Source organism: Candidatus Scalindua japonica, from assembly GCF_002443295.1.
In the GTDB taxonomy this organism is placed as follows: domain Bacteria; phylum Planctomycetota; class Brocadiia; order Brocadiales; family Scalinduaceae; genus Scalindua; species Scalindua japonica.
Genome location: NZ_BAOS01000002.1, coordinates 1 through 21,691, shown reverse-complemented (window position 1 = coordinate 21,691; position 21,691 = coordinate 1). Strand labels below are relative to the sequence as shown.

At 38.0% G+C, this 21,691-nt stretch carries 17 protein-coding genes; 2 read left to right on the top strand and 15 right to left on the bottom strand.

What is annotated here, in order from left to right; genetic code table 11:
* Positions 1-396: 396 nt before the first annotated feature.
* The 13 genes from SCALIN_RS01345 to SCALIN_RS21890 form a co-directional block, all read right to left on the bottom strand.
* Positions 397-1,854: a hypothetical protein gene (locus tag SCALIN_RS01345; RefSeq protein ID WP_096892474.1), complete on the bottom strand. Its 1,458-nt coding sequence runs from the start codon at positions 1,852-1,854 to the stop codon at positions 397-399.
* Positions 1,855-2,104: 250 nt separating this feature from the next.
* On the bottom strand, positions 2,105-3,469 hold the full coding sequence (locus SCALIN_RS01340) for a hypothetical protein (RefSeq protein ID WP_133111595.1): 1,365 nt from the start codon (positions 3,467-3,469) through the stop codon (positions 2,105-2,107).
* 177 nt (positions 3,470-3,646) lie between these two features.
* The gene (locus SCALIN_RS01335) at positions 3,647-6,208 is read right to left on the bottom strand and encodes a hypothetical protein (RefSeq protein WP_096892472.1); all 2,562 of its coding nucleotides are present in this window, start codon (positions 6,206-6,208) and stop codon (positions 3,647-3,649) included.
* Positions 6,205-7,842 (bottom strand): hypothetical protein, encoded by a 1,638-nt coding sequence (locus SCALIN_RS01330; protein WP_133111593.1) that lies wholly within the window; start codon positions 7,840-7,842, stop codon positions 6,205-6,207. The genes SCALIN_RS01335 and SCALIN_RS01330 overlap by 4 nt, the downstream gene beginning before the upstream one ends.
* Before the next feature lie 683 nt (positions 7,843-8,525).
* The gene (locus tag SCALIN_RS01325) at positions 8,526-8,870 is read right to left on the bottom strand and encodes a hypothetical protein (RefSeq protein WP_096892470.1); all 345 of its coding nucleotides are present in this window, start codon (positions 8,868-8,870) and stop codon (positions 8,526-8,528) included.
* A 45-nt stretch (positions 8,871-8,915) separates the two neighbouring features.
* Entirely contained in the window at positions 8,916-9,236 is a 321-nt protein-coding gene (locus SCALIN_RS01320) for a hypothetical protein (protein WP_096892469.1), read from the bottom strand.
* Between the two features lie 124 nt (positions 9,237-9,360).
* Positions 9,361-10,440, bottom strand: a complete 1,080-nt coding sequence (locus SCALIN_RS01315) for a hypothetical protein (RefSeq protein ID WP_096892468.1) — start codon at positions 10,438-10,440, stop codon at positions 9,361-9,363.
* A gap of 37 nt (positions 10,441-10,477) precedes the next feature.
* The gene (locus SCALIN_RS01310) at positions 10,478-10,825 is read right to left on the bottom strand and encodes a hypothetical protein (protein ID WP_133111591.1); all 348 of its coding nucleotides are present in this window, start codon (positions 10,823-10,825) and stop codon (positions 10,478-10,480) included.
* A gap of 16 nt (positions 10,826-10,841) precedes the next feature.
* Entirely contained in the window at positions 10,842-11,156 is a 315-nt protein-coding gene (locus tag SCALIN_RS01305; protein WP_096892466.1) for a hypothetical protein, read from the bottom strand.
* 514 nt (positions 11,157-11,670) lie between these two features.
* A complete protein-coding gene (locus tag SCALIN_RS01300) occupies positions 11,671-13,341 on the bottom strand; it encodes a bifunctional metallophosphatase/5'-nucleotidase (protein ID WP_133111590.1) in 1,671 nt (556 codons plus the stop codon).
* A gap of 208 nt (positions 13,342-13,549) precedes the next feature.
* Entirely contained in the window at positions 13,550-15,022 is a 1,473-nt protein-coding gene (locus tag SCALIN_RS01295) for a hypothetical protein (RefSeq protein ID WP_096892464.1), read from the bottom strand.
* 227 nt (positions 15,023-15,249) lie between these two features.
* On the bottom strand, positions 15,250-16,296 hold the full coding sequence (locus SCALIN_RS01290; protein ID WP_096892463.1) for a hypothetical protein: 1,047 nt from the start codon (positions 16,294-16,296) through the stop codon (positions 15,250-15,252).
* A 28-nt stretch (positions 16,297-16,324) separates the two neighbouring features.
* Complete coding sequence (locus SCALIN_RS21890; RefSeq protein ID WP_162532100.1) at positions 16,325-16,468, bottom strand: hypothetical protein; 144 nt, start codon at positions 16,466-16,468, stop codon at positions 16,325-16,327.
* Between the two features lie 692 nt (positions 16,469-17,160).
* Between SCALIN_RS21890 and SCALIN_RS01285 the strand changes: the two genes are divergently transcribed.
* Positions 17,161-17,604 carry a hypothetical protein gene (locus tag SCALIN_RS01285; protein WP_096892462.1) on the top strand — a complete coding sequence of 148 codons (444 nt, stop codon included), beginning with the start codon at positions 17,161-17,163 and terminating at the stop codon, positions 17,602-17,604.
* A gap of 195 nt (positions 17,605-17,799) precedes the next feature.
* Here SCALIN_RS01285 and SCALIN_RS01280 read toward each other — a convergent pair whose 3' ends face one another.
* Positions 17,800-19,506 (bottom strand): GMC family oxidoreductase N-terminal domain-containing protein, encoded by a 1,707-nt coding sequence (locus SCALIN_RS01280; protein WP_096892461.1) that lies wholly within the window; start codon positions 19,504-19,506, stop codon positions 17,800-17,802.
* A 385-nt stretch (positions 19,507-19,891) separates the two neighbouring features.
* Here SCALIN_RS01280 and SCALIN_RS01275 point away from each other — a divergent pair, with 385 nt between their 5' ends.
* Positions 19,892-20,698 carry a hypothetical protein gene (locus tag SCALIN_RS01275; protein WP_133111588.1) on the top strand — a complete coding sequence of 269 codons (807 nt, stop codon included), beginning with the start codon at positions 19,892-19,894 and terminating at the stop codon, positions 20,696-20,698.
* Between the two features lie 133 nt (positions 20,699-20,831).
* Here SCALIN_RS01275 and SCALIN_RS01270 read toward each other — a convergent pair.
* A partial coding sequence (locus SCALIN_RS01270; RefSeq protein ID WP_133111586.1) for a DUF362 domain-containing protein occupies positions 20,832-21,691 on the bottom strand: 860 nt, incomplete at its 5' end.

Below are 21,691 nucleotides of genomic sequence, written 5' to 3'. Positions count from 1 at the left end.
TTTTTTGCTGCCTACAGAGCCTAAACAAATGTTGTAATTTATAAAAAGCTTCTACTTCTAATTGAATAATGAAACTTGAACACATTTACTCCTGTACTAACTGGATGGGCGCCATGATGTTACTCCGTAGTATGCGCCAACAATTGCCGCTAGAAATCCTTCTATCCATGCAAATAACCCCTCGTTACTATTGATTGTTTTAAGATACCTTGAAAAGCGTACTCTGCATGTCCTATCGACTCATCTACCGGAACGGTTACGGACAAGCCATCAAAGAAGGCAGCTATAAACAGAAGCGCTAATGAGACAACGATACTGAAAAGTGCGATATAAGCTATTCTCGTCCTGTTTCAGGATCTCCTCCTCGCGTATTTAATTCAAATTTTTTATTTGTACTTAAGGAATATTATCAATACAACTCCAGATAAAATCTGCAACTCCCGGGGTATAAATATCGTTATGGGCATTGCCACCTTTCTGGTATGGATGATAATAGATCAATTCAGAAGCATCCACAATTGAAATCTTGGACGCATCCGTAAAACTATTTTTCCACTTCATACTGTCCTGCACGTCTTTAAAAATCCTGTTATAGTTAATGTCTAATTTATACTTCTTCTTCTTTTTATCTCTTTGACCTTTAACAGCTGAAGCCTGATCGATTTCTTCAACATTTATTTTGAAGTGTTCGAAAGAATCAAATTTTGATGTATAATTATAGCCGGATTCACTGCCTATATACCGGGTACCATAAATTACAGGCGCCTCAGTTGCGGTATCATGACTGCTCCAGGTAAAAACAAATTTTCGGGCATAATCAGCAAACTTTTCATACGGATACCCCTCTAGCCCCTTACCTTTCAAGAATCGTCTAACACTGAACGCGCCTTCCAGTCCGATTACCAGATCAATATCGCTCTTTTTTATATCGTCAGATGAATCGACAAGAACTGTTGGAACCAGAGGAGCGCTAAACAGCGCCCTTGTAAGCGCTCTGGAGCCAAGACTGTGTCCCACAATTATCAATGGGATCTCTTTCTCTCTCTTAAGAGGGACCAGGATATCACGCAACACTCTATTCGCCCATACAAGCCCTACCTCGTCCGCGTCATCCGCTTTTGCAAAATAACTTGATATTATTCCCGTATATTTAAATACTTTCCACTTCCATAACGATGGCCATGAAATCCCCACAAACAGAGGTCTGAAAGGTTCTCTCCCTGCGTAATTCTCTATCATTAACGCCAATAGACTATTGTAATTTCTCAGACATTCCTGCTGATCTGTATTCCAACCCATACAATAGAGGAATATGTGGGTGTATCTCTCGGAGTTCTTTATTTCCCCAAGACGTTCTTTTAATTTTCCAAGCACTACGTCGCTGTCGGAATATACCTTTGTGTGGTCGTAATCCTTCTCATACGCGTTATGTATGAACTCTTCTTCAATATAAGGAATTCCCTGATAGGGATTCTCCGTAGTACTCGATTTAAGCCGATACTGTGCAATATGTGAAATAAAAGTCAATTTCCTGTCACCAAGAATATCCTTAACTCTCTCATAATTTTTTTCTGATGTTACCCCTCTATTCAGTTGTTCAACAACATTATACGTATTATTGGGATCAATATCTTCCCTATGCCCTTTCTCTATTCCTACCAAAAACCCAGGATACTTAAGCCCAAAACCTCGATCAGCCTCAGCAATCCTATGAAAGATCGCGTATTTGTCGGAACTTGTACCGTACACTTTTTCCTTTTCCAGAAGTTTAGGCGGGTTGCTGCAACCGGCAAATAATGTCATTATAATCATCATTAATGGTAGTAAATAATAAATTATTTTTTTTCTTTTCATAGCAGCCCTTTTATTAAAGTATTTGTTTAGTTGAAAAATTGAGTACGGTAAATATACTGTTTAAAACCAAAGTTGCCAATGATTATCAGGGATTAATAGGGGGTTGTTCCTGTTCGAATTAATTCATCCGGGCAGGCCAGACAGGCCCTGTGACAAAGACTGTTTGGCCTAACCCGACTTATCATTCAGCTGAAAAAAACCCTTACAATGTTGTTTATTTAATATCCGGAGAAGCATATCCTGATGCCTCTTATTTTATTAAAGGAAAGAGTGTATTAAAAATTGTATCACCAGGAGTTCTTCTGAACCAATCATCTTCAAATATTTCTAAATCACTAAATGATGCACTTGCTTTAGCCATTGATCTAAGCGCTTTTAACAAATAGATCCTCTGCTCTGATGATAAATTTTCCGATCCCGGATTAGGATCTGGTATAGGCGGCACCGCCTTTTTTATTAATTTAAACAAGTCGTAAGCTGTACGTTTTGCAATGTTTTGCTTGTTATTTTTTATTGCAGACTTTAAATTACTTAATATTACTTTAGCATTAGTAAAGTTTCTCTTCTGCATCCGTGCAAATCCAACTTTTTTTATTTCGTTAAAGACACCATTTAGTTCGGCTGCTTTGCGAGCATCTTCCTCTTTAAGCTTGTCAAGAAAAGGACCAAACTTATTTTGAGACAAGTCAAGATTTTTTGAATTGAACCCTTTATTTACCTGAAATGTCAGGTAAGTGTTATCTCTATACAACCCCTGTTTATCAGTTGTATTGTTATAGAGTAAACCGTTATTATCGTCCAACACTAACGCATCCCATTTAGTAACAGCTTGGCGATTATCTTCTCTGAGCAGAACATAGTTTCCTGCTTCTACAGATGGATAACTTAAACCGGCATACCCTTCCGGTGGATCTAAAACTAAAGAGAAACGCATCCCTATATCGTTAGTATTACCCTTTAATAATGACTTACCGAGTGAGTCCAACACTGGTAGAATTGGTGCGGCGGGAGGGTATGCCATTGCGCCAAAGCTTGCTAAAGTACTGAGAAGGGCCGCTATCTGTTCATCATTCGTATCTAACTCCATGATGAAAAAATCCAGCCCGATTGGATTACCATTGTACTGAATGGGCCCGTAGATTGGCATATTATTGAAATTGAGAATCTGGTCTTCTTCCACATCACTTGAGTAGAAAACTACCCTCCCTTCCTTAACTCCCTCTGGTGTAAAATCAAAATCTTCACCTTCACCAAATTCAAAAGCCTTCACAACAATTGCAATCTCTCCATTTGCCTTAAACCCTCTAATAGGGTTCAAAGGAATTTCAGTAAACTCTTTTATCAACGCGCGTCTTAATCGAATGGTAATTGAGTTCAATTTTTCTATTTTTGCATCCGTTTCATTTGACTGTAACGCTTGCCTAACAAGTTTTACCGGCAGTAATGGGGTGTTTTGAATTGCACCTGATGCTTTTTTACTATCCAGAGACTCCTCTTTTATCCTTACAAGCTCCTTCTTTTCACTCATGTCCATAATATTTGCTTTACGATAATCTACAGCGCCTTCTCTTGAAATACCACATCCAATCAGTGACGATAAAATTGTACATAACATAAACACACATGCTAAATTTTTGACAGAATTAACAAATATTGAAACTATTACAGAATAATATATCATCATTGTTCCTTTCAAAAAAATTATCAATTAATGTTGATATTAGATCAACTCCACTTTACCTGGTAATTTTCCACTAAAGATCAAATTTAGAAATTTTTCCCACATTTAATCCTACTCATCTGCCGTTCTTTTTGTTGGCGGCAAAGAAAATGAATAGGGATTGTAAAGAGCTTCGCCTATTTCCCTGGCTTTCTTAAACACTTTATAAGCTTCATTTTTATCAATATCCTTGTCAGGATTGGGATTTATAAGTTTCAAAATAGACTTTGCAGCCTCAAAAAACGAGTAGTTTAAATCAGCTTCAACTGCTCCTACATTTTCTTCAACTGGAACTTTCTCTTTACTGTCTACCTTTCTTTTTTTATCAGCTTTATTTTTTTTAATTAAGATCTGAGAGAAACACTTACCACCTTTATTAATGAAATATTTATCAAAATCATTTTTTGCCAACTGGGCTATAGTCCCCTTTTCTTGAGCCGGTTGAAATATCATGACCTGCGTTTCCCTGAAAGCGCCCCGCATGGTCATAAAACCCTTATTGGCAGAACCGCTTATATGAATATCATAGTTTTCATTACCCCCAGTCAACGTCTTCATATGGAATTCCTGGATCATCTCCCCGGAACGATACAGTTTCTTCCATCTCAGCCTGATATTTTTGGAAGCTTCATGTTTAAGCAAAAGATCAAGGTAGGCAACATTGAGAAAGTTATCCGGCATGACGCCTAACGGACCTGGCATGGAGGTCAAAAGTATATCAAACTTTTTATCTATTGCCGCCTCTACCGTAGCTCTCACCAAACGTGGTTCAATATAGAATTGATCGGCAACCAGGATTTTTCGAGTTGAATTTTCGATGAGATAAATGTCCTGATCAAGTGCGTTTCTGATATGAGAATTATGATTGTTCTCACCAATATTGATGATAGTTTTTCCCGCTTTCTCAACATATAAACTGTCTGGCAAATTTCCTTCTTTACGATTAAGGATATCCCAATCAGAAACTATTGTCTGCGCAACCAGCATGTAGTCGATGTCATCTTCTTTTTCCCCCCTACTATTCTGAGGGCTTCCATTTTCGATACGGGGAAGCGGCAAACCTTTAGTCTTAGTAGCAGCGTTGTAAAGTAATTTAAGGTAATTGACATGACATTTCTGCGTTTTTGGATCTTTGTATTCTTTTATTAACGCAGCTATCATGTCAGGAACATAGTTGTCCTGAATAATTGTCGCGGCAGGCCCCCATACTTTAATGACCTCATCGTAGTTTATTCCTCCGGAAGTGTCCAGCCAGTTCTTGGATGCCACATAGGCGACTGCGCTCCCATCCAGATGCTTACCATTTATGACCATTATCTTGGAATGATCAGCTTTGGCCATGGGAGACAACTGTATACTGTTGCCGAATTTTTCCTGTGCATCTTCAGGGATCAGATAGTTCATCCAGTCAGCCAGTCCCGTTGGATGCAAATCAAGCTCTGCCGGGAGGATAATAAGGTTACCGGGTTTATGCTTACTATAGGCCCTGAGGTAATTGTATACAGGGACCATATTCTCTTTGTGTCCATAATGGTTTTCCATATCACGGAGAATAAAAACCTTAAGTGATGGGTTGCGTTCAATTGCGCGTACAATCTCCTTTGCTATGACAACACCGATAGTCTCACCAAGCAAAAAGATATCGATAAATATCGTAGCATTTCTATCCCCAATGGAAGTAGACCGAATTCCCTCAACCAACTCCTTAAATATTCCTTTTTTAAATCCAGGGTGTTCTTCAAATCCGGGAAATCCAATCTGTTCATCAGTATCCGCCTCTTCAAAAACACTCTTATTATTTTTAATCAGCTCTGTATAAAATTTCACTCCGTCCGGAGGGTCCTCAGAAGAATATCCATGTTCTTTGAAGACATTTTTATGTTTTACATACCATATGAACTGTTCTTTGCCCCATTCGTTTTTATTGAATAATTCAACCCTGTTTCCCTCTATATAACCATTAGGGCTAATCACATGACCGGGGTGATGAAGACCGTATTTTTTCAGTTCATCCACGAAATCCATTTCCTCACCTACCAGAGGAGCCTGCTTTAAATAGTCCTCAATTATCCTGGTACGTCCTTTGGGAGTAGAAGGGTCTTCATTAAGTAGTTCTTCGTCTATTTGTTTAGCAAATGCAATACAGTCATCGCTAAACTCCATTTTCCATTTTTTGACTTTTTTCTGTAGTTTCGGCTTATCTTCCAGAAAAGGGTCTTTACTCAACTCCAGTATCATCATTTGATAGTTGAGAAAAACATATTTTAAAAGTCTCTTAATATTTGCAACTATATCTCTCTTCTTCTCTTCTGAAATGTTCTTCTCCTGAAGATCATAATTAAGATTACCAAGGTAATATAGAGCGGCGGGACTTTTTATGTATGGACTTATTCTCTTTTCAAAATCCCGAGCATATTTAACGTGTTTCGAATCTGTTTGATTATGAAATTTCCTGGCATTAGAGACAGCCCTTTTATAATCTTTAACCTCGTTTGAGATATCTCTCAGCTCTTCATAGGCCATATATTTATAGGAAAGATGAGGCAAGATATCAACCTTCCCAATACATTCATCCGCAACAACGCCTTTAAGAGATATAGATACGAATAAGATTATTATAAACAGTTGTTTCATTTTTTTCCTCCTGCCTCATGGGCATCTAAATCAGGTATTACTTTCTGTATCATTTCCTGCCAATCTTCTTTAGAAGGTCCGCCCACCTTTTCTTTTATCATCTCATTAATTGAATCAATGAATTTAATGTCAGCATCGCCCATTTTACCAGAGAGAGGTATGAGCCTCTTGAAAGGATGAAATCCGAGGCCAAGATTCAAAATAAGGTTGGAGCTGAAGAGCTTTAAAACACTTGTGGGATCCACCCGATTTGAAGAAACCCTCCTCTCTTCTATCGTATCTAAGCTAGGCAATATAATATCCGGTTTGGACTTCTCTTTGGCGAGAAGTTCTTTTTTGTTTATCAGTCCATAATTTTTTAATTGATTTTTCAGCTCCTGTGGGATGAAATAAAATTCAAGTTCTCTGATATTTATATCAACCTTAAGAGCCGATAATTTCTTATGATGGCCCATCAGACGAGGAATTGAATCACAGATACGTAAGTTGTGTTTAAAAATCAACCCGTCCAATATACGGAGTAACAGTGGTGACTTTCCTGTTTCAAGCAAGCCATTTTTAAATTTCCCAATATGTCCAAATTTGAAATGGACAGGAATTGCCAGATTGTCTTTCATGATTTCAGTATTAATGGTGAAATCTATCAGGGCGATAGGGGCTTTTGACCGTGTGTTTTCGCTGACGGGTGTGGGTATCCCAAGCTTTTCAATTATTACCTGAGTATTCTCCAGCGATCCATCTTCATCTATTTCCATTTCATAAGGAGGCAAACCAACAGCCAACTGTGTTATGAATTCAGCGCTCTTTTTATTGATGACCAGCTTAAAGAAGAGCCCCAGGAAATATGGATGTTCCTTCTTCTTCTCGTCAATCATCCTCGACTTCCACTCTTTTTCACTCACATCTTCATCCGAAGTAAAGTAATCATTCTTCGACTCTATAACGGTAATTAATGAATTTCGCATTTCTCTTCTGAATTTTCTGTTCCATGGTCTGAATATCCTGGAAAAGCGCTCTCCTTTGACAAGTCCGACCTGACCATATTGGTACTTATTTCTATCGGGGCCAGGCATCTTAGTTATACCAAACCAGATTTCATAAATATCTTCTTCATCCATTATTAAACGTAGATACTCAATCTCATCACTGGCTTTTGTAATCAAGTCACTGAAACTATCTAATAAACCATTAAGTTTTTGCCCCTTAACCTCTTCCTTTTTGAACAGTCTTTCTCCAGCCTTACGAATTGAACCAAAAACAGCATCCTTCGCGGCAATCAGGGCCATGGCCTTACAGAATTGCATTTTTGACTCTTCAGGCAAACCGTCCTTGTAATAATCTTGTATTAATTTATCAACGACATCATCACTTTCACCAGTACCCATCACATTACTTCCTTCTTTGTGATTCTGAGCTTGTTTTTTACTCTTCTTTCTAAATACCGCTAAATCATCTGTTCTAATTCTTTTTATCGCATAATTATAAAAATCAAAGAATGTCGGGGGAAGGTTATCGGCATAATAGAAGGATATGGCTGGTTTCTTTTTACCAGTGTGTACTTCGGCGTGGATTTCAAAAAGGTTAAAACCTGCCATCGCCAATACGAAGAAAAGGACTGTTAAGTATCTTCTCATAATAAATTACTCCAATAATAACTATAAAATATAACCTTCATTTATTTACCGCAGCGTCTTTAGTAGCAGGTTTAATCAAGTTGGGCTTAAAGAGAAAGTTTAGAGAGTTTCCACTGCAAAGCTTGCTTTTTTCGTCATTAGTAAACATATTTGTTTTTCTTAAATGTGCAAACATATGAAATATCTATATAGAAATTTGGATATTTAAAGACAAGTTCAGTAGTTTTTTTCCATTTTCCTGCAGAAAGTTTTCCACCAAAATGAGCGAAATCCAATTTAAGGTTATTATATTTATTAAGGACCTTTTCTCAGATTTCAGGGGAGTTATATTTTTTTATGCTTTATTACTCACTAGCCGATACCCCCTCCTTTGCTGCAATGAATCGTTATAAGAATATTTCTGGACTGACAATATTCATACAAGTAGTTGACTTTTACTAATTCTACTTATACTCTCTCTGGAAGGCCAGGGATCAAATCCAAGTGGTGGGTGAGCATTAATTCCCGCATAATTATAATTTACGATACCATGTTCAATGTCTCCATTGAAACGGTCCATCTTTAAAAAAACGGTTTTTAGTTTTGCGTATCTTTTTTCTTGTTGAACCTGATAAAAATTCTCAATGAATCTTTTTATCAGGTTCGCGACCCCTTATGTGATCAAACCTGCTGATCTTCGCTTATCACTCTTTGACTTCATCGTGTCTAACTGGTAACTGGAGAGAGGAGAGAATGTTATTTCTCTGCTCTTCACTTGCCTGTTCTGTTCTTTCTTTCAGGAAAACCCGTAATCCCCAATAGAAAACAAGCAGCAAAGCTGTGCCCCAGAAGCACCATGGATTCTGGATCACGATCTTTGTTATAAGCCCATTTAAGAAATCTGGCAGGAAATAATTCATGGTATCTGCTATGAAGCCCATACACCCTTCAGATGGCAGTGAGTAATTTTGACATGTCAGGCACTGAGACTCTGAATATGCAGGTGGCGGTTTTATCCAATAATAAACAGCAAAACCAATAATTACCATGGTTGTTTCCAAGAATAATCCATATAACCATTTCCTCCAAAGTACCTATTTCTTAACTTTCCTATTGGACCTCTTTCTCCGTTTTTCATCTTCTTCTGAATCTGAAGTAGTTTTTTGAATATTACCAGTGTTATCAACTACATAAAATTTCGTCGGTAGAAGACCAGGCGCGTAGTTCGCGGTCTTCCGATCCATTCTTTCAATGACGCTATTATGTACTCTGATATTTTCTATTTTATCTCTACAAAGTTTTTGAATTTCCCTGAAAATTATCAGGAGATTGGTATCTAAACACTGAATCCTGTTATTTGTCAAATGAAAATAGTATTTTTGAACACATCTTCTTTTCAACAGATAGTAAGCCACTTATAATTGGTATTCTGGCAGTCCATTCTTCTGTTTTCAAAAAAGTTAAAATGAATTTTATCGATTCCTGGAACAATCAATTATGTAGTTTATTATCTAAATAATGATAATTTATATCATTACCTTACTTCATAAATGTTTTATAAACATAATAATTGAGCGCCGATAACAGTGATGGATTACCAAGTATTTCTTCAATTTTTTTGTTTAGATTTTTTTGCCTAGACGAAATATCAGCTTTCACTTCTGATTCATCTGACACAGGATTTCCACCAATCATCAAGCCATTCGTTTTGATCATTGTAGTTAAAATATCATCTATATCATGTAAAAGCTTTAGATATTTTGTGACATCATCAAAGTTGTTATTCTTTGAATCTGGATTTGGAGTATTAATAGGTTTTACATTAAAATTAGCTGGTATAGCTGGATCGGAAGAATAAAATGAAAAAGGTATTCGAGCTGGAGCAAAACTATGAAGCTGATTTACGGCCACCAAATGCTGGCCAGCAACTGTGTCACCACTATTTGATAAAAAATTTAAGCCTGCATACATAGTCTTCAGGCTTTCTACTTTTAAAATACTAATTTTTCCAATACCAGTTGATGATATATCTTGAAATACTCTTGGAGCCTGTTTTCTTAAATTAGATGCCGCATCTCCAGTTAATATTACAGTGTCAATAGTTGATTCATTATCGTTTAGTGACCATGTATTTGCTTTAAATTTATAATTGAAATAGCTTACGACTGAAGACGCCTCACCAGGATATTTTTCTGTTACTATATCATTATCACTGATAATTTTTTCCCAGTTTATATAAGCGGTAGAAGTATCAGAAAAATTATCATATATTTTCTTTGTTACCAAATTAACTGCATTTTGTCTTTTGGCGGAATTCAGATTATTTATTAAATTTACCAGATTACTGAAGTTCGAAACTGAGGTATTTGCACTAATACTTTGCATTTTATCATTTATTTTCTCTATATCCTCAGAAGTTAGTTCCTCGTCTCCACCTTTGCCTGGAACTATAAGTGCCACACGTTGCTTTAATCCCAGATTCGCAGATACCGGCTGTGCTGCATCATTACCACGAGCTTCGACAGTTAAAGAAAGTTTTTCAGTCTCATAAAGATATGCTGAACCGCAACCCATAAGTAGCGGTATTGAAACAAATATATAAAATAGTCTCTTTTTCATTAATTATCTCCGTATTTTAATATTAAAAAAATATCTTTTATTTTTTTAAATTTCTTTTAGCGGTTTCCAGTGCATAAGGATTTTCAGCAATTGCTTTGGCAGCTTCACCAGTTGCTACTACGTGTCCAAACTGGACTTCTTGCATACCTTTAGAATGAACCCTGCTTACTGCTGTTAAGGACATTGAATCTTTATTATCACCTCTTTTTGGAACAATAGCATATGTATCTCTGTCATAACCGAACGAAAATTTGGCAGTTCCACTATTTGGATTTACTGGGGATATAGTAAGACCAAGGTCAGCCTCGTGAACATAGACCAGGTGGTTACTGCATCCCACAAGTGATATAAAGAGTACTAAAAAAATTAAACATTTAATTTTCATTAAAAAATCTCCTTTCTTATTCATCATTAATGTTAATTGAAAATATACCGGAAAAATTTTTATCAATTTCCAATAGGTAATAAGATCTAAGACCCAGCAACAAACCTATTGAATTACGATTGGTCTGTATTGATAAACCGCTAGACTTATTCATAAGCGCTACAGCTCCAGGAACTACCTCGATTTCTGAGGTTGTTGTGTGCCAGTTTTTTCCAGAGAGATCAGGAAGTATATTGACTAACGTGTTTGGTTGATTAGACAATTTTGGTTGTATATAAATACGTTTTGTATGCCCGAATGTAATGCCTCGATCAACAGGCATTGTGCTCATATATACGCCCCAAGCCTCCACCTTAGTCCGTAATGTATGATCATTTTCGGAATATTTAACGGATACGAGACCCGGTATACCGATATGATTAACAGAACAGCCTGACAGTAATATGAAACAGAATGGAATTAGTGATCTGTGATTTATTCTCTTAAACACTTTATTTTTAATAACCTTGTTTTTCTTTTAATTAGTTGTTTTGTATTACCACTATCCTCACAAGCAGAGACATCATCTAATACTGTTCTAACAGTTGGATAATTTTAGTTTTTTATTAGATTATTCTATATTTTAGTTACATAATACATCGGTTATTGTTTTGATAATTGTCTGGATCATTTTTAAATCATTAGATTACTTAATTAAAAGAAATTATAATAACTGTGGTAATTATCTCGAATCCTGATAGCCTTCTAATCTCTCCAGCTTGGAGCTTTCCTGTTAAGATGAAACCAAATAAGGTCAGCTAAAATTACATTGAAAATTTTCACTTCTAAATAACAGGCTTTTCTTATTATGGTTCCTGGATTTTGATAATTCTTCCTTCTACCTGTGTTGTCACCATTCGATTCCTTAATTTTGCGATAACGTCTTCCACTGTAGAGCGGAAATCAATACCTTTTTGAACAATCTCAGGGCTACTACCATTATTACCCTGTGAAAAAATCTTGTAACCGTCTCGGTAACCATATTCCCAAATATAGTCTATGGTACCTGTGGTATATTTCCGGTTAAGCTCAAGAGGAATGAAGTCCACGTCTCCCTGTGGTTTAATTTTTACGTCTCCCGGATTAATTGTGTAGATAGGATTATCTTTCGTTCCTCCAACATGGTAATTGAACTTAATACCTGAAACCTGGAGAAATCTCCCGTCTCCCAGATGTGCTTTGGAAACTGAATTGCGCAAGATATCAAGGAGTTCAGCACCAGTTAGTTCAAAGGAAACAAGGTTGTTATTAAAATAGAAAATTCCCTCCATGTCATAATTGGTGATTGGTCCTGGTGGAATGTCGTCATTTATCCGGATACCTCCTCCGTTGATAAACGCAAGGTCTGTATTCATCCTGTTACGTACCGCATCTGCCAGAAAATTGCCAAGTGCAGTCTCGCGACCACGGACTGCAGGCTCTACTCCTTCAAGTAGATATTTTGTCGTCCCCAGTTCTGTCAGAAGATCATATCCCTTTTGCTTCTTGACAGCTTTTGAGAGTTCTGATATCCAATGCTGTACCTCGGCATCAACTACCGGATCATGCTCTATTCCAGGACCAATCTCCACTTTTCTATGTTCAGCCGTAACAGGACCGTCCGCAGGCACCCGTACATTATAAACAATAGCACTTTGAGCATCAGAATCAGCCTTGGTTATCAATGTATTCCCAACCTTACGCTGTATATAGAAATGCTCATGTCCACCAATGACAATATCAATCTCTGGAAAGTCTTTGGCCATAAGCTCATCCTGGTCTAAATCCTGATGAGTCAAGGCGATAATGACTTGAGCATTTTCTCTCTTTAACCGACCAAGCGCTGATTGAATTGATGCCTTCCGAGCAGCAATATCGCCATAATCATAAGTAACGTAATCACGACGCTGTGCGTCAACTGTTAAACCGAAAATTCCCACACGAACTCCACCAACATCCAGGACGATTACATCATGTACATTATTAAGCCTCTGTGAGAAAGGTGCTCCGTATGAATCTTTAACAGAACGGTATCGAACGTTTGAAGAGACCCATGCAAAATCTGACTGCGCCACACGTCCAAGGAGTAATCCCGGGTCTTTATCATCAAACTCGTGGTTACCAAAAACAACAACGAGATCTTTGTCAAATGCGGCCGGATCTCCATCCAGAAGGTTGAGTACCTTTATCATGGGCTGCGCGCGCAGGTATTTACTCATTACAGACGGAAAAAGGAGGTCTCCGGCATGAAGGACAAGCACCTCTCTGCCTTCAGCCTCAAGCTGTTTTCTGAGAGTGCGTACCCTTGCAATACCACCTACATCTCCACCCTCCAAACCCTCGATCTTATAAACATCATTGATTTGCAGGATAGTGAAGTTGACATCATGGTCTACATGTCCCTTAGTGGTCAGCATTTCTGGAGGAGTGGTACATGATGCAGCTAGTAAAACTACTGAGGAGATGATTGTCAGCTGTAACAGATGTCTAATTATCATTTTGAATTCTCTTTCTATTATCCCAAATTTAGTGATTTTGTATTTCAGAAATCTTTTCAATGGATTTACATCCAATAAGTTATTGCAAGTAGAACGAGAGCTATTCTTGTTTTTCTCAAAACGTTGGACACTTTCACTTCTCCCATGTTATTTAATAAACAATAATCTGTTTATCATGAATTCAAATTACATAATGGCTGATTTAATTTTAATAATCAGCAATAGTTACTACTTTAAAATACCTTTCATTGCCTTCACATTTTTCGTCTGTGCAAATAGCTCCATTACAGGCAACGGCATCTACATTTAACTTTAAAATCACACCACGTACTCCAACAGCTATTGGACGATCAAAAATCCGGCGCAAACCGACTCCGGCATCTGATGCAGAGATAAATTTTACTGCACCCCCAATAATTGTTTGATTAGCTAAATTCTCATTATAAGTATTCATTTTCTCTGCCAGGTCAAATGCATCATCCGTTTTTTCAACCTTAATATTAGTAGTAGACGTCCCTCCATTTGAATCTGTTTCTTCAATTTGCGTAGTAGTTGTCTCAGTGCCACTCCTAAAACTATTCAATCTATCCAGTTGTGAGAGCATATCATTCGTAATGGGTTTTACATGAGCAGCTCCTCCTCTTGCCCTTCTGGTTCTGATATTAATATCAATTGCCCTTGCATAAAAAACTTCATTAATTAACGACACATATATATACTTTTTGTGATTATCCAGAGCACTCTCAATATCCTTTCTCTCGCTATATGATATTCGTTCATCTTGCATTAAGTGTATAAATGCTTCATCAAACTGAATACGGGCCAATTTTGCAGTTGTTCTATTTAATCCTCTGATTCCACTCTTACTGGTTTCATCCCACTCTTTAAGATAAAGCTTACCATCCTTCCATGTAAAAGATTTACTATCCTTAAACAAGGGTTTAGTAATAAAATATGCTGGATATCCATAAGATTCTGCTGACGGTATCTTCAAAGAAACTTCTCGTATACGGCTTGAACTAAACCCCAGGGCAGCGCTAAAATATTCAATAGGCACTAACGCATTAAGTGAAGTTTGCCTTATATTAGTAACTGAAAATTCAGGAAATGTAACCTGCCTTAACCTGTTATTATCACCTTTTATAAATATGCCAGTAGTATCTGTACCTCTTGGAACCGTGATTATTTTAATGCTATTACTATTCGCTTTACTACCATTGGATACTGTTGGTGTACCAACCTGCATTGAACCTATAATAGACTCAGAAGCCAATGATGAACTTGGGAATGAAGAGCGTGTTTGATAAAATGCATCTACTCCTTTAATAGAAGCAGTAGATGTTCCTAGAGATACCGTAGATGTGCCATGAAATAAAATATTATCTGTCCAGATTCCTGTTCGACCTAATCCTCCGACTGCTTCAATCGCTCCTGTTTCGTATGGATGTATTGGAAGCAACCATACATCTCCAACCTGCACATCTTCACGTGGAGGGAAAACAGGAAAAATACCCTCCTGAGACATTGTCCTTGTCCATTCTTTATACACATATCCCGGTTTGATTGATCCACATCCATAAATCAAAGCAATAACAGAAACCCCCACAAGTAAAGTTATAGTAATCTGGTTTCTTAAAAAAAACTTAACATTCAGTTTTGAGATAATGGATTTAAGTTTCACACGAACCTCCTATTTAATTATTATAAAAATCAGCAATGTTTTTGTTTATGTTTATCAAAAAGATTTTTTTCGATTATACAAAGTACTTAACAAAGCACGACCATAGAGACTTCTCTTCACCCATTCCAAAACGCAAATTACTTATGATAAGTATGCGTGTTTGCATTTTTTATAACTTTTTTTTGATACCGGTTTTAATCACGGGAATGCCTGATTGTCATGTCTTGTCACTCTTGTATCTCCGGAAATTTGAACCCTAAATAGGTCCCGGAGCTTATCCCCATCAGTGCCAATAATGTATTGCTGAAGTCCGGCATCGCCAGATCGGTACAAACTTTGGTGCAAAAAATAATTCCAAGTACAATTGTCCAGACAAAAATCTGAAAACGATGTAAGCTGATACCATTAACATCGGTAAGTACATCAAATATAAATCCCTCAGTTGGCAGCCCATTCTCCTTAGTACCCGTTCGTTTTTCCGCGTTACGTTTACCAAGGTCAATGATTGCGGCGCCCAGGGCGGTACCGGAACCTATACCAATCAGACCAAGGACAGAGTTAGTAACAGGAATGAGTTCGCCGGTAATACGCCAGATAAAAAAGTATGAGGCAATTACCAGCATGAACCAGAATGCCATCTGAGTGAGTGCAAGGCTATAAGTTTTTCTGATCTTCTCAGCTTTTGGATCAGGATCTTGTTCTGGCTGCGGACCAGCATCACGAAGTATATCACTTGAAACAGCCAGCCATATCAGCATACACAAAATAAAAAAGATTAAAGCCGCACAGATAATAAACCATGTCTCATTTATAAGGACCATTTTGACACGTACTTTAGTGGCTTCTGGCATATCACCTGCTAAACCAATACTGATTGATACATCGCTGGTATAGAACCCCTCCTTCGCAAGCAGGCCTTTCCAGGTTTCCAAAGTAAGATTTGAACGATAAAGACAGAACTGAATAGTCTTTGCAGCAGGATAGGTGATATTTACATCCTTCAGAGGCCATCCGTCCAGGAAGATAGTGACCTCTTTATTATTACCCTTTGCCTCTTGTACTAGACGTTCAAGGTTTGCAACTTCAAGGACAATTGTTTTGCCAAAGCCGTATACATTAGTATCAACCGCTTTTTTCTTAACTTCTATTTTAATAGTTTCTGCTGGTTTTTCCTGATCTCCTACTTCAGGATCTGCTGAGCAGAAATTGAGTACCGTCAGTATAAAGAAAGCAGAAAATACAGAAAGCACAGTTTGTACAATTTTTTTGTTCATATTTTAACTCTCTCTGATTATCACAATATCATAAGAAATTTATTGTATTAACATCGATATCACCGTTGTCATCAATGTTGATCAATCTTCCGAATAAGCCTAAAGGAAATTTATCCAGTTTTTCCTGGTTCTCTTTCCTGATTCTTTCTTCCATATCCCAATAATCTTCCATGTCAGTGACACCTGAATCATCAGTAATATCGGATTCATAAGTAATGATTGCAGGATACGGTTTATCTGTAGATCCATTATTAAGAACATTATATTCCCTGCCGGGTTCAGTGATTTTTCCGGATGAAAGTATGTGAGGAATATTAAATTCTTTATTCAGTATTGTTCCACCAAAGTTAAGATATTGATTTTAATCCCACTACAAAATGTTTATTAAGTGGTACGCGCATGGGAGATTCCATCTTGTGGAAATGCCCAAAATAGTCCCTAAACAGATTAAAGCTCTCTTGATTCGTGTCATTACCGTTTTTACCATAACAGCACTCTCCTCAATAAATTGTTCGTGTTAAACACATCCAAAGTATTGACACTATGGTAATCACAAATAAAATGCCATACGTCATAAATAATATAACAAATGTATAAGCCGCTGATTTGCATAGCGTTATACAATACCCAGCATGACAGAACTTTTAAGTCCCTACTTGTTTGTTATAACGCCATAACAAAAAATGTTATTTTGTTAGGATGTTACTTTAATGAAATTAGTGAAGATTCAGACTCTATATTAAGAACTTCTATATAATGCAAATAACTTAACAACTATCTGTAAGCAATACTTCTTTTAAGTACTGATGTAGAGAAAGGTATGTATTCTTGAAAAATTGACAATTCCCTTAGATATATTAAAGAATGATCCTATATAGGAAAATTATTCCCAGTTGTCAACTTGTTTTTGTTCAGCAACGCTTTGATACATTAACGTTACAATTTCTAAACCGCAACAATGGTACCTTCGGATTTAAACGCTATAAGGTTTCAGAAGTATCCGGTCAGGTTTTTGCGTATACCGCTTTTGTCATACCCGCCCGGCTCAACCGTTCGCCAGCCCGACAAGGCTGTTCTGGCGGGGACGGGTACCTATTCGGGCAGGAATTCCTTTATCGGGTATCCAGGTGGTTTGTTCAATCTGGATTCCCGCTTAAACTTGTCCTCGCATGGTTTAAGTTGTTAACGGTGCATGGAATGCACCCTACCGCCCACCAAAAACATTCTACGTCCGGGAACAAAAATCGTAGGGTGCGTTTTACGCACCAGAAACACGCCAGCATAATCAAGTATCTGTTTAATAGATAACACCATTTGTCTGGCGAACGGTGGTGTCGGGGGATGACAGTTTTGGAGCATTAATTTGCAATACGCAAAAACCTAACCGGATGACGCTGATAAGCATTGAAGTGCGGAGAAATAGTGTCTTTATTGACGGTTGAAGTAGTTTCTGCTTGTACAATAACAATAAGGATTTTATTAAAGCATATTATAACCTCAACTCTAAAAAAAATTATAATCAATCACCCAGCCGTTGTCTTTTGCTATTAACTTACAGCACCTTTCAGCAAGTGCCGATATGGTTAATAACGGGTTTGCACCCAGCGATCTGGGGACCACAGCGCCATCACATACGTACAGACCTTTGTGAACGTCTGTACCATTATCAGACGTGAACAACTCTCCTTTATGGTTTACGACTCCATTCTCAGCGCTGTCCGCCATGACACACCCCCCCAACGGATGTACAGTTATCAGGTCATAATCCAGTATTTTATTCCAAACCGGGTTTTTGATTTTAGTCCCTCCAAGAGCAGAGGTAACATCCTTCAATTTTTCATCGATTTTATCAAATATCGGCTGTTTGCCTACTCCGGGCCAGTCGACCCGCAAGCGGTCATTCTCCAGCTTCATTTTACCTCCCGCCCCATCATGAGTATTGACAAGATACGTAATGGTGTTCTTGATAGCTCCGTGATATGCCCCTCTTGTAAGACTGACCAGCTCTCTCCATTTTTCCTTCACGAAATCAACCATACCACTATCAGTATCTTTTCCAAACAGTCTTGACATGGGGACGAAGGCGTGAGGGAGAAGCTTTGCCATGGCTCCGGGAATAACACCCTCTTCAATCACAATCCCCTCATCCAGCTTGTCCTGGTTTCTCAGATCAATTACCGCGGTAATAGTAGGGCCAGGCAACTCAACTCCATCGCCGGGTTTATGATAACCAAGCCCCACTCCATTAATCTTCTGGTCATTGTTATATCCAATTCCGGTTGTATCACCGTTTCCAGAGAACCGATCTCCCAATTTACCAGATAGAGACAGACCCATTTTATTTGAACGCAGAAGTATTTCAGTACTTCCCAGGCTTCCTGCCGCAAGTATCACAATATCGGCTTTAACAACCATTTCGGCTGTATCAAAATTCTCTCTGTCCGTATCATACATTTGAAAATGGACAGACCATAAATCTCCGGTCTTTCTAATATATCTAACCAGAATCTTCGTATAAATTTCTGCGCCATGATTAACAGCATCAGGTAAATAGTTCATCAAAGCAGTGTTTTTGGAAGCATAATTACAACCGGTTACACAGTCTCCACACAAAACACATTTTGCCTGCTTCACTCCTGATCTGTTAACCCAATCCTCAAACGTTACATTTATATTCAACTTGTAACATTTCGCATTGATTTTATCGGCAGCCTTTCTCATGGCCTCAAGTTTAGGAAGCTTCGGATACCCTTTCTCTTCTTCGGGATATTCTACCGGACCCAGCATTTCCCGAGCATGTTTTACCCCGTCATTGAAAGATTGCATATCGTTTCTCAATTCCTCAGGCCAGCATTTATCCTCGAAAACTCTGGGCTCAGGTAAAACTGAAACACTGGCATTTACCAGCGAAGTCCCACCCAATCCACATCCCATAGCAACACTGATATCATCATTAACACGAAAATCATATAAGCCTGTACTCGGACCAATATGATTTCCGCACAAATCTAATTGGACCTCTTTTGCAGCCTCCAGATTACTCTTTGGATAATCTCCCGGTTGAAACTCCTTCCCCTTTTCAAGCAAGCAAACCTTTTTGCCTGCCCTGGACATACGAGATGCGGCAATACTGCCACCATAACCAGAACCAATTACTACTACGTCGTAATGCTGCTTAATATCTGCGGCAGAGGATGAAATATATTTCATATCTATTTTAATCCTTTCAAAACTTCACATTTCCAGATCCGACGAGCGCCAAACGATTCATACTCTATTGACGACCATTTATTACAAGCGATTCCGGGACTCTTTGTTAAGCTTAAGTGTGTATGTGGATTTTCCTGCGTTCTTACTCTGTAAGCCTAGCATTTCAAGTCATGGTTTTCAAGAAAATGCTTTAGCATTTATGTTAAAAATATAAACTTAACAAATCAGAAACATCAACTTAGATAGTTGTTTTAATACTTATTCACGTCAACAACTTCTTACTTGTGTTTTATAAAATCACATGATATAAAGCATCGGAGAATGAGTATTTTTAGTAAGAGAGAGCGGTATAGAAGTGCCATTTCCCCTCTTAAATAAATCTTTAATGGAACAAAAACAACAACTCAATTTAATCCTGAGATCTGACTTGATAACCAGGAGATTATTCTGGTGTTTACTTGGATTTGAGCTCTTCATTGTTTTCCTGGATGTCTTTGTTAATCACTACAATTGGTCTTCAGTAGGAGCGATCAGGAGAATGGTAAATATTACCCGCGAAGACAGCCTTTCAAACTGGTTTTCCAGTCTGCAGGCAATTGTAGTGGGAGCTGTACTATGGTTGACCTCTGTTGGAGTGAATGCACAGATGCGGGACAATTATTATAAGTGGAAATCTTATGGTTGGGCGGGCATCGGATCATTTTTTATTTATCTGGGAATAGACGATGCGATAAAGTTTCATGAACGAATGGGAACGGCTTTTAAAGTCCTCTTTTTTGACAATGATGATACTTTCGGTACTGGAGTGTTAGTCCGTGCTTATGATGCCTTCCCAAGTTATACCTGGCAGCTGGTATTTGGGCCTGTATTTGTTTCTATAGGTATTTTTATGATCTGGTTCCTGTGGAAGGAACTTTCCTCAAGAAAACTCTGGTATTGGTTTTTAGTCGGTATAAGCCTGTACGCCGTTGCGGTAGGGTTAGACTTTGTAGAGGGCCTGGATGGCTCGCAGTACGAGGAAATGGGTATAACCGATTTTTTCTCTACTTCTAATCACCGCATCAGACATATGTCAAAAGCCCTTGAAGAATTCCTTGAGATGCTTGGAACAACAATTTTCCTGATAATCTTTCTAAAAAATATATTTAGACTATCAGGAGAGTGGAGGATACATATAACAAATAACACTTAACTCAACTTCGATAAGTAATAATTGTTTCTATCACAATTTTTCTCCACAAAAGGTTTCTCCACTTCGGCATTATTATCTCCTTTATGCAAATATAGTCTCTGGTAGCTTTCAAGATTGACGTCTGAAGGACCAATTACTGCATCATCCTGATAACAATTTCATTAACGAACTTATGTAATTCAGAAGGCTGCTGGCCTGGTTCCTTAAAGACAAGTTCTCTCAGCGGTGCAGAGAGGTCTCTGAGAGCATTAATAAAATCGGATTGACTTGGTTGTGAAGGAAATACGTCAGGATCCATCTCACTCATAGTATAATAGATTATAAACCCGAACAGGTAATGCCTGTCAAGCATCCCATGTGAGAAAATGCTTGATATCCTGGGTACATTTGCCCAATATTTATAGGGCCTTCCATCACCGACTATTTTTATTGCCGGTTTCCCAAATGCTTCAACCGCCTCCTGCATGTATCTGGATATCATTGGATCCAGGCTCATTTTGCCAGCGCCGACCCAGTCAACAGCAACTATATCCTCTCCTCCTATAATAGTCCCGGTAAGCTGAGGACACGGGTCAGCAAATATACCAAAAGGACCATCCGCGCTTATTATAGCGTCAATAAAACCAAAGTGGACTTTATATTTCTTTATAAAATCAATCGTCGTGCCATAAATATCATCGAATTCATGATGATACACTTTATATTTGTATTTTTTCGATAACGCACCATAAATATTTTTCATGGTCAGTGTGTAAAAGGCGTAGGAATGTGTTTTGTTTTTCGCAAATGAGATCCTGAAATCAGCATTAGCCCAATCCCTATCAACAGGGTGTTTGCCGAGCCTGCCGCCAAAATCAACTTCTTCCGTATTATTACCCTCAGTCATATCTATCACTTTAGCTAAAGATGCATCACTATAGCCGATATATTTTGCGACTGATTTTACGTCCCTGTTCTGGAAAAACACACTCAGTGTACACTCCGCCTCTGCTA